General features: G+C 65.8%; 17 protein-coding genes and 1 tRNA gene. 10 read left to right on the plus strand and 8 right to left on the minus strand.

The window, feature by feature from the left end:
- On the plus strand, window positions 1–183 hold a 183-nt coding region (locus tag ACREB7_RS09870; RefSeq protein ID WP_431592099.1), incomplete at its 5' end, for a hypothetical protein.
- On the opposite strand, the gene bfr is transcribed toward ACREB7_RS09870, so the two are convergent.
- Together bfr and ACREB7_RS09880 are read right to left on the minus strand one after the other, a co-directional pair.
- The gene (bfr, locus tag ACREB7_RS09875; protein WP_431592100.1) at window positions 144–626 is read right to left on the minus strand and encodes a bacterioferritin; all 483 of its coding nucleotides are present in this window, start codon (window positions 624–626) and stop codon (window positions 144–146) included. The genes ACREB7_RS09870 and bfr overlap by 40 nt on opposite strands.
- Before the next feature lie 99 nt (window positions 627–725).
- Complete coding sequence (locus ACREB7_RS09880; RefSeq protein WP_056346003.1) at window positions 726–899, minus strand: (2Fe-2S)-binding protein; 174 nt, start codon at window positions 897–899, stop codon at window positions 726–728.
- Between the two features lie 181 nt (window positions 900–1,080).
- On the opposite strand from ACREB7_RS09880, the gene purS reads away from it, so the two are divergent.
- Together purS and purQ are read left to right on the plus strand one after the other, a co-directional pair.
- Window positions 1,081–1,311 (plus strand): phosphoribosylformylglycinamidine synthase subunit PurS, encoded by a 231-nt coding sequence (gene purS / locus ACREB7_RS09885; RefSeq protein WP_056346005.1) that lies wholly within the window; start codon window positions 1,081–1,083, stop codon window positions 1,309–1,311.
- 14 nt (window positions 1,312–1,325) lie between these two features.
- Window positions 1,326–1,991, plus strand: coding sequence for a phosphoribosylformylglycinamidine synthase subunit PurQ (gene purQ, locus ACREB7_RS09890; protein WP_431592101.1), 666 nt, complete (start codon window positions 1,326–1,328; stop codon window positions 1,989–1,991).
- On the opposite strand, the gene ACREB7_RS09895 is transcribed toward purQ, so the two are convergent.
- Together ACREB7_RS09895 and ACREB7_RS09900 are read right to left on the minus strand one after the other, a co-directional pair.
- Window positions 1,953–2,330, minus strand: a complete 378-nt coding sequence (locus tag ACREB7_RS09895; protein ID WP_431592102.1) for a hypothetical protein — start codon at window positions 2,328–2,330, stop codon at window positions 1,953–1,955. The two genes, purQ and ACREB7_RS09895, sit on opposite strands and share 39 nt — an antisense overlap.
- Before the next feature lie 8 nt (window positions 2,331–2,338).
- Window positions 2,339–3,127 (minus strand): queuosine precursor transporter, encoded by a 789-nt coding sequence (locus ACREB7_RS09900; RefSeq protein WP_431592103.1) that lies wholly within the window; start codon window positions 3,125–3,127, stop codon window positions 2,339–2,341.
- Between the two features lie 71 nt (window positions 3,128–3,198).
- On the opposite strand from ACREB7_RS09900, the gene ACREB7_RS09905 reads away from it, so the two are divergent.
- Window positions 3,199–3,275 (plus strand) — tRNA-Arg (locus ACREB7_RS09905).
- Between the two features lie 35 nt (window positions 3,276–3,310).
- Here ACREB7_RS09905 and ACREB7_RS09910 read toward each other — a convergent pair.
- The 3 genes from ACREB7_RS09910 to ACREB7_RS09920 are packed head-to-tail and all read right to left on the minus strand — an operon-like array spanning window position 3,311 to window position 6,702.
- Window positions 3,311–3,469 (minus strand): hypothetical protein, encoded by a 159-nt coding sequence (locus ACREB7_RS09910; RefSeq protein ID WP_431592104.1) that lies wholly within the window; start codon window positions 3,467–3,469, stop codon window positions 3,311–3,313.
- On the minus strand, window positions 3,469–5,790 hold the full coding sequence (locus tag ACREB7_RS09915) for a hypothetical protein (protein WP_431592105.1): 2,322 nt from the start codon (window positions 5,788–5,790) through the stop codon (window positions 3,469–3,471). Before ACREB7_RS09915 ends, ACREB7_RS09910 begins: the two co-directional genes overlap by 1 nt.
- Window positions 5,791–5,793: 3 nt before the next feature.
- Window positions 5,794–6,702, minus strand: a complete 909-nt coding sequence (locus tag ACREB7_RS09920; RefSeq protein WP_431592106.1) for a hypothetical protein — start codon at window positions 6,700–6,702, stop codon at window positions 5,794–5,796.
- Between the two features lie 191 nt (window positions 6,703–6,893).
- Between ACREB7_RS09920 and ahpC the strand changes: the two genes are divergently transcribed.
- From ahpC to ACREB7_RS09935, 3 genes are all read left to right on the plus strand, one after another.
- Window positions 6,894–7,457, plus strand: coding sequence for an alkyl hydroperoxide reductase subunit C (gene ahpC / locus ACREB7_RS09925; RefSeq protein ID WP_431592107.1), 564 nt, complete (start codon window positions 6,894–6,896; stop codon window positions 7,455–7,457).
- A gap of 82 nt (window positions 7,458–7,539) precedes the next feature.
- Entirely contained in the window at window positions 7,540–9,123 is a 1,584-nt protein-coding gene (gene ahpF / locus ACREB7_RS09930) for an alkyl hydroperoxide reductase subunit F (protein ID WP_431592108.1), read from the plus strand.
- A gap of 95 nt (window positions 9,124–9,218) precedes the next feature.
- Window positions 9,219–9,347: a hypothetical protein gene (locus ACREB7_RS09935; protein ID WP_431592109.1), complete on the plus strand. Its 129-nt coding sequence runs from the start codon at window positions 9,219–9,221 to the stop codon at window positions 9,345–9,347.
- Here the strand turns inward: ACREB7_RS09935 and glpD are convergent.
- The gene (glpD, locus tag ACREB7_RS09940; protein ID WP_431592110.1) at window positions 9,344–10,861 is read right to left on the minus strand and encodes a glycerol-3-phosphate dehydrogenase; all 1,518 of its coding nucleotides are present in this window, start codon (window positions 10,859–10,861) and stop codon (window positions 9,344–9,346) included. The genes ACREB7_RS09935 and glpD overlap by 4 nt on opposite strands.
- A gap of 131 nt (window positions 10,862–10,992) precedes the next feature.
- Between glpD and zwf the strand changes: the two genes are divergently transcribed.
- Genes zwf through eda form a run of 3 tightly spaced genes read left to right on the plus strand, consistent with a single transcriptional unit; the run spans window position 10,993 to window position 14,913 of the window.
- Complete coding sequence (gene zwf, locus ACREB7_RS09945) at window positions 10,993–12,462, plus strand: glucose-6-phosphate dehydrogenase (protein ID WP_431592111.1); 1,470 nt, start codon at window positions 10,993–10,995, stop codon at window positions 12,460–12,462.
- Window positions 12,455–14,296 carry a phosphogluconate dehydratase gene (edd, locus tag ACREB7_RS09950; RefSeq protein ID WP_431592112.1) on the plus strand — a complete coding sequence of 614 codons (1,842 nt, stop codon included), beginning with the start codon at window positions 12,455–12,457 and terminating at the stop codon, window positions 14,294–14,296. The genes zwf and edd overlap by 8 nt, the downstream gene beginning before the upstream one ends.
- Window positions 14,293–14,913, plus strand: a complete 621-nt coding sequence (eda, locus tag ACREB7_RS09955; RefSeq protein WP_431592113.1) for a bifunctional 4-hydroxy-2-oxoglutarate aldolase/2-dehydro-3-deoxy-phosphogluconate aldolase — start codon at window positions 14,293–14,295, stop codon at window positions 14,911–14,913. Before edd ends, eda begins: the two co-directional genes overlap by 4 nt.
- Window positions 14,914–14,962: the final 49 nt, after the last annotated feature.

The following is a 14,962-nucleotide window of genomic DNA, read 5'->3' on the forward strand; positions in this document are numbered from 1 at the left end:
GCAGCGGCCGGCAGGAGGGGACTGCCCGATCTTGCTATTGAGAACTATTCGCAATTACAAGCGAAAAAAGAGGCGCCCGCAGGCGCCCCTGAAAACCTTGGTTTTACTGGTCACCCGGCCTCTGCCGGGATGACGGCTTCGGATCAATCGTCGCCGACCGACCGCGACTGCAGCTGGATATAATTTTCGAGGCCCATGCGCTCGATCATCTCGAACTGCTTTTCGAGCTCGTCGACATGATGCTCCTCGCTTTCGAGGATGTCGGCGAACAGGTCGCGGCTGACATAGTCGCGCACGCTTTCCGAATGGGCGATCGCGTCCTTGAGCAGCGGCAGTGCTTCTTCCTCGAGCGCGAGGTCGGCCTTGAGGATCTCTTCGACCGTTTCGCCGACGCGCAGGCGCCCGAGCATCTGGAAATTGGGCAGGCCGCCGAGGAAGAGGATGCGATCGGCGAGCTTGTCGGCGTGCTTCATCTCGTCGATCGATTCCTCGCGCTCGAAATGCGCGAGCTTCGCGACGCCCCAATTGTCGAGCATGCGATAATGCAGCCAGTACTGGTTGATCGCGGTCAGCTCGTTCTTCAGCGCCTCGTTGAGGAAGTCGATGACCTTTTCGTCGCCCTTCATATGTCGTCCTGTCTTTTTGTTCTGGGAATGGGATGGCGGCATTATACGCCCCCGGACCCCATCAGGCCAAGGTCAAAAATGGCGGAAAACCAAGAAAAATCAGGCGGTCGCGGCGACGTCGCTGATGATATTGCGAGCGAAAGGCAGGCATTGGCCGCATTTGGGTTTGCGACCCAATTGCGCATAGGCGGCCTTGGCGCAGCGCACTTCGCCATTCCGCACGACATCGCGCAGCTGGCTTTCCTTTATTGCGTTGCAGACACAGACGACCATGTGCGAATCCTTCTCAACAAGATCCAGATAGGGATAGTGCGAGGGATTCGCAACAGGAAAGATGCGAGTGGTTCGCATTCCGAAGAGTGGCATTTTCTTGAGCGCCCACCCTTGCCCGCCAACTGATTCGCGGGCATAGGCGCGCCCATCTTCCCGCCCTCCGCAGCAAAGGTCCGCCCCCATGAAAGTCCAGGTCTATGTGACGCTGAAACCCGGGGTGCTCGATCCGCAGGGCAAGGCGATCCACCATGCGCTCGAAGGGCTGGGTTTTGCGGGTGTCGACGATGTCCGCGCCGGGCGCTTCATCGAACTCGAAGTCGCCGACAGCGTCAGCGATGCCGACCTCGACGCGATGTGCGCCAAGCTGCTCGCGAACACCGTGATCGAAAACTACCGCATCCAGCGCGCCTGAAAGGATAGCGAGCCATGAAGACCGCCGTCATCGTCTTTCCCGGCTCCAATTGCGACCGCGACATGGCGGTCGCGCTCGAAACCGTCACCGGCCAGGCGCCGGCGATGGTGTGGCACCGCGACACGGAGCTGCCCGGCGGCATCGACTTCATCGCGCTGCCCGGCGGCTTTTCCTATGGCGATTATCTGCGCTCGGGTGCGATGGCGGCGCGCTCGCCGATCCTCGCCGCGGTCACCGATGCTGCGGGGCGCGGCGTGCCCGTGCTCGGCGTGTGCAATGGCTTCCAGGTGCTGACCGAAGCGCAGCTGCTCCCCGGCGCGCTCATGCGCAACGCCGGGCTCAACTTCGTCTGCCGCACCGTGCCGCTGACCGTCGCGAACAGCCAGTCTTTGTTCACCGCCGCGTACAAGGCCGATGAGGCGATCGATATCCCGGTCGCGCATCACGACGGCAATTATTTCGCCGACGAAAGCACGCTCGACCGGCTCGAGGGCGAGGGGCGCGTGGCGTTCCGCTATGCCGACAGCGTCAACGGCTCGGCACGCAACATCGCGGGCGTGCTCAACGATGCGGGCAATGTGCTCGGCATGATGCCGCACCCCGAACGCGCGATCGACCGCGCGCATGGCGGCACCGACGGGCTACGCCTGTTCGAGGCCGCGCTCGGCGTTCTCGCCTAAGTCCGGCGTCGGCGCGGCGTCGCGTCGCGGCCACCAGCGTTCGACCAGCGCCAGCACGCTGGGCCAGAAGGCGGTGTTCCAGATGTCGTGCCAATGCCCCGGCTCGGGCGCGAGGCGGCCGCGCAGATATTCGCCCTCGATATCCAGCCACTCGCCCGCGAGGGCCGCGATCACCACCGCGATCCACGCCATCCACACCGGCCGCCGCAATCCCAGCCGCATGGCGAGGTAGATCGCCATGCCGGCATAGATATGCAGCGCATCCTTGCCGAGCCCGCTGCCGTCGATCACGACGATCTTGAGCTGCTGGTAAACGGCAGAGACGGCTTCGGTGTTCATCGCCGCGATCAGACCTTCGCCTTGAACGGGCTGAAATCGGTCCCTTCGTCATAGACATCGACGCCCTCGCGGCGTTTCAGCGCCCCGACGACCAAATAGGTCACCGGGGTGAGCGCGGCTTCCCACAAGACCTTCATGCCCCAATTGGTGAACATCACCAGCACCACCTGCTCCGTCGGCCAATCGCCGAGGAAAGCGATGGGATAGAAGATCAGGCTGTCGATACCCTGGCCGACGACGGTGGACCCGATCGTCCGCATCCACAAATGCCTGCCTTCGGTCGCGACCTTCATCCGCGCGAGGACGAAGCTGTTGACGAACTCGCCGGCCCAGAAGGCGATCATCGACGCGATCACCAGGCGCCAGGCGTTGCCGAACGCGCTGACATAGGTCGCCTGGCACAGCGCGCCGTTGCTGGCGGCGGGATTGTTTTTCAGCGCCAGCGTCTCGGTGCCCTTGCACCACCAATCCTGCGCGGGCGGCATGGCGAGTACGATCCAGCTCATCACCGCCATGAAGACGAGCGCCGCGAACCCGGTCCAGATCACCCGCCGGGCCCGAGCATAACCATAAACTTCGGTCAGCACGTCGCCGATGACATAGCCGATTGGGAAAAACAGGATTCCGGCGCCGAAGGTCAGCGGCCCGATCGTCGATAATTTCGACGCCCCGATGACGTTCGACAACAGCAGCACCGCAACGAAGGCGGCCATCACCAGGTCGTAATAGCGGAAATGCCGCACGGCGGCGGCATTGGTGCGGGCGGGCGCAAGGCCGGATGGGGCGGGTTCGGTCATCGGTGCCTTGCTTATCTTGCTTTGCGCCCCGCGCAAACCGCGCTATTCGCGCGCTCCACAGCCTTGTGCACGCGCCCGTAGCTCAGCTGGATAGAGCACCCGCCTTCTAAGCGGGTGGTCGCAGGTTCGAATCCTGCCGGGCGCGCCATCACCCTCCGCCGATCGACAGAAATGCCGTGATCGTCAGCCGCCCTTCGCGCGGATCGGACCGGTTCGGCCAAAGCCCCGTGCCGCCGCAGCGGCATCGCGCGGCGCGCCGGGATCGGGCGCGACATCGTCGAGGATGCACAGCGGCTGCGCCTCCATGCCGATCGCTTCGATCCGGACCGGCCTTGGCGCCATCAGCGTCGCGGCGGACGGAGCCGTGCGAGCCGTTCCGCGATCCGGCCGCCGATCCGGGTGCCCCGCAGCCAGGTCCAGCCGATGTCGGCCGCGATATAGACGAGCGCGATGACGAACAGGATCAGCGCATAGGCCATGATCGTCTCGGTCGCGTGCATGATCTGCGGCCCGGTCAGATGGATGCCGGGCAGGCCCAGATAGTCGAGCGTCACCGGCTTTGCATTCGCGCCGGCGCTGGTGCCGCCGACGGCGGTGTCGCCGATCCAGTAGATCATTTGCCCGGCGCCGAAGACGCCGGTGCCGCCGAGCAGGATGTTGAGCTGGGTCTCGCGCCGCGCCGCCGCGCGGTCGGCGTCGGCCTGATGCCGCCGCTGCAGGTCGCTGGCATGATCCTCGAGGCTCGCCACTGCGAGCGCCAGCGCCTCCTTCTTGCGCTGGGTGCCGCGCAGTTCTTCCAGCTTGGTGAAGACGTCGCGCTCGGTATCGTAGCGAAAGGGGTTGGCGTAGCGGAACCGCTCATATTCCCGATACTCGGCCAGCTTCGCCTGGTTGATCGCCATTTCGGCCTTGTCGAAATCATCATGGCCGGTCAGCTGCTCGCGCAGGTTCAGCTGTTCGGTCGCCGCGCTCGGCGGGTCGGGCGCCCGGCGGCGGCGCTTGTCGGCGTGCCACTCGCCGTTGGCGACATGCCATTCGATGCGCTCGATCCGCGCCATGCTCTTCGCCTCATGCTCGCGCGCCAGGAACTCGTTGTGCAGCGACATGGCGTGGATCAGAAAGGCATAGGGGCAGGTGCCGATATAGTCGTTGCCCGTCTCGAGGCTGCGACTTTTGGGCACATAGCTGATCATCGCGCGGTGATTGGCATAGCGGACGAAGAACCGTTCATCGGACTGTTCGCTGCTGTCGGGATAGATGGGGTCGATGCTGTCGAGGATCTCCGACGTATCCTGGTTCATAAAATCGATGATATTCTGGTTGAACCCGGCGAGGAACAGATAGTCGATGCAGTCGGTCCGATTGGCTTCGAAGGCGGGTATCTTGTCCAGCGGCGTTACCGACGCCACTTCGGTCCGCCCGCCCTTCTTGCGATATTCGACCCATTCGGCGCCGTTGGTGCTGATCGCTTCGGCCAGCGCGTCCAGCGTTTCGAACCGTTCGCCGCCGACGGGCCGCAGGTTCGGATGGGGGCCATCGATCCATTGGCCGTAATCGGGCCGAAGCCGGACCCATTGCCAGAATTTCGCATCGAGCTGGACCAGCCCCTTGCTCTTTTCCGCCCGGTCGACGCGGCGGGCGAGTTCGGTCTGATAGGGCTCGTAACAAGGTTCCTGCACCATCAGCTTGCGCGCCGCGCTCTTGCCGTCCTTGTCCACCGGCATCAGCCGTTTGAAAAAGCGCTCGTCATGGATCAGGAACATGAAGCGTGACTTGGGCACCATCAGCCCCGGCACCTCGATGAAGGGCACTTTGTCGATCAGGACGTCGCTCAGGTCCGCCATCGGCGTCGTTCCGGTGACCTTCGCCAGCCGGTCGAACAGCAAGGCGCCATCATCGAGCAGCTGTTGCTTCACGAAGAGCCAGAAATTCGCCGCCTTCCTGTCCCCCGCGCTGACCAGCAGGTCGTCGAGCGGCGCGATGCCCAGATTCGTGTCGAATACCGACGCGCTGCCGCCGTGACGGCCGTCGAGCTCGAACTCCTTGGGCGCGGCGAGCTTTTGCAGCAACGACAGGAAATAATAGGTCGCCGCGTCATAACCGCCCTCGTCGCCGGGGGCGGCGAGCGAGGCATAATGATGACTGAAACTGAGATGATAGCTGAGCCCGCCATTGTTGTGCGCCAGCCAGAAACGGCGAAAGCGCACCGCGCGCCCGTCGCCGAGGCCGGGCGGCGCGGCGCGATAGTCGAGCCCCTCGGTCGTCCATTGGATCGCGGGTTTTTGCAGCTTGAAGATCAGTCGCTCGTGGCGGCGGATCGCCTTGTCGGCCGCCTTGCGCTGCGCCCGCTTGCCCTCCGGGGTGTCGGCGTAGTCGCCCGCGGGGGCATCGGCGGCGGCGATCAGATGCTCCTGCACCTCGCCCTGCACCTCGCGGTCGGCGATGTCGTTGAACAAGGGATCGATTGCGTTGCGCAGCATCACCGAGGGCAGGTGGGCGCGCTGGACGGCGCCGAACTGGCCATGCGTGACCGGCTTGCCCTTTTGCCCCGCCGCTTCGGCGACGCGGTCGGGATCGATATAGAGCGACAGCGTCCAATAGAGCGTGCCCGACCTGGCGCTTTCAAAGCCCTGCGCATCGTCCCAGTCGCCGCGTATCGCCATCGGTCAGGCCTCCCCTCCGGCGGCCGCCATCGCCAGCGTGCGAAAGCTGTCGAAGCCATCGGCGGGCCGGCCGCCGCGCAGCCAGGCGATCGCGGGCTCCATCGGAAACAGCGCCACCGGCGCGCGGCGTGCGGCGAGCGCCGCGAGCTGTGTCGCCGCGACCCCGCCCGGCGCCTCGGCTTCGCCCTTGCGCACCGAAATGCCGAAAAAGCTTTCGAGATGATCGTGGAGCAGCCCCGCATCGACCGCATCGCCCGGATAGTCGACCGCCGCGTAAATCAGCCCGTCGTCGGGCTGCTGCCCCGCCGACAGCGCGGGCTGCACATAAGGAAAGTCGACGATGCGCGTGCCGATGCGCGCCCAGATCGCCAGCCGGTCGACCTGGTCGGTGCCCGAATGCGCGGTGTCGGCGGCATATTCCTCCGCCGTGAGACGCAGCGGGTCATTCTGTTCGATGAAGATGGCCGGCGTTGGCCCGTCGGGGGCGAGCCCGAGCGCGATCCTGGCCAGTTGCCGCACCGCCGCCAGCGCCAGCCGCAACAGTCCGCGTCCGCGCGCCGCCTCCTCGACATAGACATAGTTGAGCGCGACGGCCGCGGGGGGCAGGGCGGGGCCGCGATCGATCGCGGTCGCGAGGAAATTGGCGCCGCCGAGCAGGGTGCCGCCTTCGTCCTCGAAGATGGCGACCAGCTCGGAGTGGGTGCGGCCATAGGCATGGCGATGGCTGGCGTTGAGCGCGAGGCACGCCTCGAACCCGTCGAGTTCCTCGCGCTCGTCGGGCAGCACGAAGGCGCGGTCATATCCGGCGAAGAAGCGCGTCAGCACCGATGATGCGGGATCGTCGGATGCGGTCACCCGAATGCCGCCGGGCAAAGCCAGCCTTATCAGTCGATTGTCCGCCCCGCCCGTCATGGGGGTTTCTTGCCATGCGGGCGGGGGAGCCGCAAGGGAGCGCGATTGTCGGCTTTGGTCGGTCGCGGGGCGGCGTTTCGGCGATCGCGCGTCTAATCGATAAAATCGATCACATGGCCGCAACATATCAATTGTCGCACTGCAACATAGGCGGCTAGGGGGAGCTTCCAACAACAAAGGAAGCTCTCTCCATGTCCGTTCTGAACACGACCATCAAACCCTTCAACGCGACCGCCTACAAGGACGGCAAGTTCGTCGATGTCAGCGACGAGAGCGTCAAGGGCAAGTGGGCGGTCTTCTTCTTCTACCCGGCCGACTTCACCTTCGTCTGCCCGACCGAACTCGAAGATCTCGCCGACATCTATCCGACGCTCCAGAAGATGGACGTCGAGGTTTATGCCGTGTCGACCGACACGCATTTCTGCCACAAGGCCTGGCACGACACCTCGCCGGCGATCGGCAAGATCAATTACTATATGGTCGGCGACCAGAACCACAGCATCTCGAACAATTTCGAAGTCCTGCGTCCGGGCGTCGGCCTCGCCGACCGCGGCACCTTCGTGCTCGACCCCAATGGCGAAATCCAGCTGCTCGAAATCACCCCCGAGGGTGTGGGCCGCAACGCCGCCGAACTGCTCCGCAAGATCAAGGCGCTGCAGTACTGGGTCAGCCACCCGGGCGAAGTCTGCCCCGCGAAGTGGGAAGAAGGCGCCGAAACGCTCGCCCCCTCGCTCGACCTCGTCGGCAAGATCTAAGTCTGCCTGACATATGGCCGGAAGGGCGGCGGCACGATCGCCGCCCCCCGGTTTCTCTCCCCCTCTCGCAGGAACTCTCCCCATGCTCGACGCCCATCTGAAGCAGCAGCTTCAAGGCCTGCTCACGAATCTTCGTGAACCGATCGAACTGATCTCGTCGCTCGGCGACGATGCCAAATCGGCCGAGCTGGCGACCCTGCTGGGCGACATCGCCGCGCTCTCGGACAAGGTCAGCGTGACCCGCGCCGACGACGACGCGCGCCGCCCGAGCTTCCTGATCCGCCGCGCCAGCGACGCCAACGTCGCTGTCCGCTTCGCCGGCATCCCGATGGGGCATGAATTCACGTCGCTCGTCCTCGCTTTGCTCCAGGTCGGCGGCCACCCGCCGAAGGTCGCGCCCGAGGTGCTCGAGCAAGTGGCGGCGCTCGATGGCGATTTCCACTTCGAAACCTATTTCTCGCTGTCGTGCCAGAATTGCCCCGATATCGTGCAGGCGCTCAACCTGATGTCGGTCGTCAACCCGCGCATCACCCACACCGCGATCGACGGCGGGCTGTTCCAGGCCGAGGTCGAGGAGCGCAAGATCATGGCGGTGCCGACGATCTTTTTGAACGGCGAGACTTTCGGCCAGGGCCGCATGGAACTCGAACAGCTTCTCGCGAAGCTCGACAGCGGCGCAGAGGCGAAAGCGGCCGAAAAGATCGCCGCCAAGGACGCGTTCGACGTGCTCGTGGTCGGCGGCGGCCCTGCCGGCGCGGCGGCGGCGATCTACGCCGCGCGCAAGGGCATCCGCACCGGCATCGCCGCCGAACGCTTCGGCGGGCAGGTGCTCGACACGATGGCGATCGAGAATTTCATCTCGGTCTCGCACACCGAAGGTCCGAAGCTCGTCGCGCAGCTCGAGAGCCACGTCAAAGACTATGACGTCGATGTGATGAACCTGCAGCGCGCCGAGAAACTGATCCCCGCAAAGGTCGAAGGCGGCCTCCACGAGGTGAAGCTCGCCAGCGGCGCGTCGCTCAAGGCGCGCACCGTGATCCTCTCGACCGGCGCGCGCTGGCGCCAGCTCGGCGTGCCGGGCGAGGACCAATATCGCAACAAGGGCGTGGCATACTGCCCGCATTGCGACGGTCCGCTCTACAAGGGCAAGCGCGTCGCGGTGATCGGTGGCGGCAACAGCGGCGTCGAAGCGGCGATCGACCTCGCGGGCCTCGTCGCGCATGTCACGCTGATCGAATATGACAGCGAGCTCCGCGCCGATGCGGTGTTGCAGCGCAAGCTTGCGAGCCTGCCGAACGTCCGGATCATCACCTCGGCGCTGACCACCGAAGTGCTCGGCGACGGCGAGAAAGTGACGGGCCTGTCGTACAAGGACCGCAACAAGGACGAACCGCACCAGGTCGAACTCGAAGGTATTTTCGTCCAGATCGGCCTCGTCCCCAACACCGAATGGCTGAAGGACAGCGTCACCCTGTCGCGCCACGGCGAGATCGAGGTCGATCATCGCGGCGAGACGAGCCAGAAGGGCGTCTTCGCGGCCGGCGACTGCACCACGGTGCCGTACAAGCAGATCGTCATCGCGATGGGCGAAGGCTCGAAGGCGGCGCTTTCGGCGTTCGATTACATGATCCGGTTGCCGGTGGATGTGGAAGCCGAGGCGGCCTGACCTCCAATTTTCGTCATGCCGGACTTGATCCGGGGCCCCGCTTTCGACCAGGATCAGCGGAACCCCGGGTCGAGCCCGGGGTGACGAGGTTGGATATGGCCGAAGATAAAAAGCCGCCCGCACCGATTCCGCTCTGCCGCTTCGAGGAGCTGGCGACGCGCGAGAACCGGCTGCGCGAGCAGGCTTCGCGCAAGCCGGCGAAGCGGGATCGCAAACCCGATTAGGCGGCGGGCGCGGCCGGCCGCTTCGTGTCCAGCCAGGCGGTGAGCTTCGCCACCTCGTCGGCGCTGAAATGCAGCCCCAGCTTGCTGCGGCGCCAGAGGATATCGTCGCTGGTCTGCGCCCATTCGCGCGTCATCATCCAGTCGACCTCGGCGGCGGACAGGCCATGCGCGATCTCGCCGCCGAGCGCGTCCCAATCCTGCGCGGTGCCGAGCCAGGTCCGGGCGTCGGTGCCATAGGCCTTGACGATGCGGTCGACCGTCGCGGCGGGCAGGAAGGGATGGGCGAGCTTGACGTCGGCCTTGAGCGTCGCGGCGCCATCGGTCGGAAAATCGCCGCCGGGCAGCGGTTCGGTCGCGGTCCAGCGCCGCACCGACACCGCCTCGAGATGGTCGGACAGTTCGTCGACCGCATGTTCGGCGACGTGGCGATAGCTGGTGATCTTGCCGCCATAGATGGTCAGCAGCGGCGCGCCTTCCGCCATATCGACGTCGATGCGATAGCCGCGCGTCGCCGCCTCGGGTCGTCCCGACCCATCCTCGATCAGCGGGCGCACCCCCGAATAGGTCCACACGACATCGGCGGGGGTTACGGTCTCGCGGAAATAGAGGCTCGCGCCTTCGCAAAGATAGGCGATCTCTTCATCGCTCGCCTTCACCGCGCCGAGCGGGCCGTCATGGTCGAGGTCGGTGGTGCCGATCAGCGTGAAGTCGCGTTCATAGGGAATGGCGAAAAAGATGCGCCCGTCGGGCAGCTGGAAGAAATAGGCATAATCATGCGCGAACAGCCGCCGCACGACGATATGCGATCCGCGCACCAGCCGCATCTTGTGGTCGGGTTCGGCGTCGGCGCGCTTCAAGAGGTCGAGCACCGCCGGCCCCGCCGCGTTGACGACGCTGCGCCCCGTGAAGCGATAGCTGTGCCCATTCTCGCTGCTCGCCTCGACGACCCACAGGCCGTTTTCGCAGCGCAATTGCTCGGCGCGCGTCCGGGTCCGCACCTTGGCTCCCCGGTTCACCGCATCGCGGACGTTGAGCGCGACGAGGCGGGCGTCGTCGACCCAGCCGTCCGAATATTCGAAGCCATGGACATATTGGCCCTGCAGCGGCGCGCCCGCGGCATGTTTGCGCAGATCGATCGAGCGTGTCGCGGGCAGTTTCTTGCGCCCGCCGATATGGTCGTACAGGAACAGCCCGAGCCGCAGCAGCCAGCGCGGGCGTAGTCCCGGGCGGTGTGGCAGCACGAAGCGCAGCGGCCAGATGATGTGCGGCGCGATGCCCCACAAGATCTCGCGTTCTTTCAGCGCCTCGCGCACCAGGCCGAATTCATAATGTTCGAGGTAGCGCAGGCCGCCGTGGATCAATTTGGTCGAGGCCGACGACGTCCCCTGCGCCAGGTCGCCCTGTTCGATCAGCAGCACCCGCGCCCCGCGTCCCGCGGCGTCGCGCGCAACGCCAGCGCCGTTCACGCCGCCGCCGATGATGATGACGTCATAGGGTAGGGCATTGTCGGGCATGGCGTTTCCCTATGGCAGCGTCGCCGGATTTGCCAAGGGGCGACATCGCCGGCGCCTTCGTATGCGGCCTACGTATGCGCGTTGCATTCGCGCGGGCGGTCGGCCATTTCTGCCGACGGATATCCAAGGGGATGGTTGTGAGCGTCAAAGTCGAGACATTGATCCTGTTCGGGGCAACCGGCGACCTTGCCCAGCGCATGCTTTTTCCCTCGCTCTACAATCTCCACCTCGACGGGCTGCTCGCCGATGGGCTGACGATCGTCGCATCGGGTCGCTCGCAAATGGACCGGGCGGCGTGCCATGCGATGGTCCGCACGGCGCTCGGCGAACATCTGCCCGCCGACCGGCTCGATGATGCGGGGATTGCCGCCTTTCTCGACCGGATCGATTATTGCCCGGTCGATGCGGGCGCGGGCACCGGTTACGACGCGCTCGCGGCGCAGCTCGGCGACCGGCTCGGCCGCCCGATCGGGGCCTATCTCTCGACCCCGCCGTCGATGTTCGGGCCGATCGCGCAGGGACTGAAAAGCGCGGGCATCGCCTGCACCGAATGCCGCATCGCGATGGAAAAACCGATCGGCCACGACCTCGCCTCGTCGCATGCGGTGAATGCCGAGGTCGGCGACGCCTTTGCCGAAGACCATGTGTTCCGCATCGACCATTATCTCGGCAAGGAAACGGTCCAGAACCTGCTCGCTTTGCGCTTCGCCAACATGCTCTTCGAGCCGCTGTGGAACGCGCAGGCGATCGACCATGTCCAGATCACCGTCGCCGAGACCGTCGGGCTCGAAGGCCGTGTCTCCTATTATGACGGCGTCGGCGCATTGAAGGACATGGTCCAGAACCATATGCTGCAACTGCTCGCGATCATCGCGATGGAGCCGCCGGCCAGCGTCACCTCGACAGCAGTGCGCGACGAGAAGGTCAAATTGCTCCGCAGCCTTCGCAAGATGAAGCCCGAGGATGCGAAGACGCACAGCGTCAAGGGGCAATATACCAGCGGCGCCGTCGGCGGTGCGGCGGTGACCGGCTATGCCGACGAACTCGGCCGGCCGTCGAACACCGAGACTTTCGTCGCGATCAAGGCCTTCATCGACAATTGGCGGTGGAAGGGCGTGCCCTTTTACCTGCGCACCGGCAAACGCATGCCGCAGCGCAAGTCCGAGGTGCTGATCCAGTTCAAACCGGTGCCGCACAATATCTTCGCGCGCGTCGGCGCCCCCAAGCTCGACGCCAACAGCATGATCATCAACCTTCAGCCCGAGGAGAATATCCGAGTCAAGGTGATGGCCAAGCAGCCCGGCCTCGACCGCGACGGGGTGAAGCTGAAAGAGGTGACGATGGACGTCTCGCTCTCGCACAGCTTTGCCGGCGAGCGACGGCGGATCGCCTATGAACGGCTGCTGCTCGACTTCATCGAGGGCGACCAGACGCTGTTCGTGCGCCGCGACGAGGTCGAGGCGCAATGGCAATGGATCGATTCGATCCGCGACGCCTGGGCCGCAGTCGACCTCGCGCCGCAGAGCTACACCGCCGGTAGCTGGGGCCCGAGTTCGGCAATCGCGCTGATCGAGCGTGACGGGGCGAGCTGGCATGACTGACCTTCACCCCACCATCGCCGCCGTCACCGAGCGCATCATCGCGCGCAGCGCCCCGCGCCGCGCCGCCTACCTCGACCTGATGGACCGCCAGCGCGAGGCGGGAACCAATCGCGGTAACCTGTCGTGCGGCAACCTCGCGCACGGCTTCGCCGCCTCAGGCGAAGACAAGCCCGCGATCCGGTCGGGCGCTGAGATGAACATCGGCATCGTCACCAGCTACAACGACATGCTCTCGGCGCATCAACCCTATGGCCGCTATCCCGAACAGATCAAAATCTTCGCGCGCGAAGCCGGTGCGACGGCGCAGGTCGCCGGCGGCGTGCCCGCGATGTGCGACGGGGTGACGCAGGGGCAGGCGGGCATGGACCTGTCCTTGTTCAGCCGCGACAATATCGCGCAGGGCACAGCGATCGCGCTCAGTCACGCGATGTTCGAGGGCGCGCTGCTGCTCGGTATCTGCGACAAGATCGTGCCCGGGCTGTTGATCGGCGCGCTGCGTTTCGGCCATCTGCCGCAGATTTTGATCCCCGCCGGACCGATGCCGTCGGGGCTCGCGAACAAGGAAAAGCAGCGCGTCCGCCAGCTCTATGCCGAGGGCAAGGCGAGCCGCGACGAACTGCTCGAAGCCGAGGCGGCGAGCTATCACGGCGCGGGCACCTGCACCTTTTACGGCACCGCCAACTCGAACCAGATGATGATGGAACTGATGGGGCTGCATATCCCCGGCAGCGCCTTCACCCATCCCGGCACGAAGCTGCGGCAGGAGCTGACGCGCGCGGCGACCCACCGCGTCGCGCAGATCGGCTGGGACGGCGACGACTATCGCCCGCTGGCGCGCTGCATCGACGAAAAGGCGATCGTCAACGCCGCCATCGGGCTGCTCGCGACCGGCGGCTCGACCAACCATGCGATCCACCTGCCCGCGATCGCGCGCGCGGCGGGGATCATCATCGACTGGCAGGATTTCGACGAGCTGAGCCACGCGGTGCCGTTGCTGGCGCGCGTCTATCCGAACGGCGCGGGCGACGTGAACAATTTCCACGCGGCGGGCGGCATCGGCTATGTCGTGCGCGAACTGCTCGATGCGGGATTGCTGCACGGCGATGTGCTGACCGTCGGCGGGACGATGGCCGACTATGCGGCCGAACCCATACTCGCCGACGATAAGCTTGTCTGGCGGGCTGCGCCCGCGACAAGCCGAGACGACAGCATGCTCCGCCCCGTCGCGATTCCTTTCTCGCCCGACGGCGGGATGCGCCTGCTCGCGGGCAATCTCGGCCGCGCGATCATCAAGACCAGTGCGGTCGCCGAGGATCGCTGGACGATCGAGGCGCCGTGCCGGATCTTCGACACGCAGGATGCGGTGCTGGCGGCGTTCAAGGCGGGTGAGCTCGAACGCGATGTGATCGTCGTCGTGCGTTTCCAGGGGCCGCGCGCCAACGGCATGCCCGAACTCCACAAGCTGACCCCGGCGCTCGGCGTGCTGCAGGACCGCGGCTTTCGTGTCGCCTTGCTCACCGACGGGCGCATGTCGGGGGCGAGCGGCAAGGTGCCGGCGGTGATACACCTCTCGCCCGAGGCGCTGCCCGGCATCGACGGGGTCAGCGGCCCGCTCGCCTTTCTTGCCGACGGCGATGTCGTCCGCGTCTGCGCGCGCAAGGGCGAGGTGCTGGCGCTGGTCGACCCCGCCATCTGGGCCGCGCGCAGTCCCGCCGCCCCGCCGCCGCCCGCCGTGGGCGTCGGGCGCGAACTCTTCGCGCTGTTCCGTTTCCACGCCGACGAAGCCGAAAAGGGCGGGTCGGCCGTTCTCGCTGCCATGGAGTCCGTCATTTGAGCCAGTCCATCGACCAGATCATGCGCCTCGCGCCCGTCATCCCGGTGATCGTCATCGACCGGGTCGAGGACGCCGTGCCGATGGCGGAGGCGCTCGTCGCGGGCGGATTGCCGGTGCTCGAAGTCACGCTGCGCACCCCCGCCGCGCTCGATGCGCTGACCGCGATGAAATCGGTCAAGGGCGCGATCGTCGGCGCGGGCACGGTGCTCAACCCCGCGATGCTCAGCGCCGCGATCCACGCGGGCGCCGAATTCATCGTCTCGCCCGGCCTCACCGACAATCTCGGCCAGGCGGCGGTGGCCAGCGGCATTCCCTTCCTCCCCGGCACCGCCAACGCCGGTGACATCATGCGCGGCATGGACCTCGGCCTCGACCGCTTCAAATTCTTCCCGGCGGCGACCAGCGGCGGCATCCCGGCGCTGAAAGCGCTCGCGGCGCCCTTGGGTCAGGCGCGCTTCTGCCCGACCGGCGGCATCACGCTGACGACCGCGCCCGACTGGCTCGCGCTCGATGCGGTGCTCTGCGTCGGGGGCAGTTGGGTCGTCCCGTCGGGGCCGCTCGATCCGGCCCGGATCGAGACGCTTGCGCGCGAGGCATCGGCGCTTTCACGCCATTGATTAACCCCATCTTACCTGCCACTGTGCCTTGGTAAAATGGCTATATAGC

Source organism: Sphingopyxis sp. (assembly GCF_050725615.1).
Classification (GTDB): Bacteria; Pseudomonadota; Alphaproteobacteria; order Sphingomonadales; family Sphingomonadaceae; genus Sphingopyxis.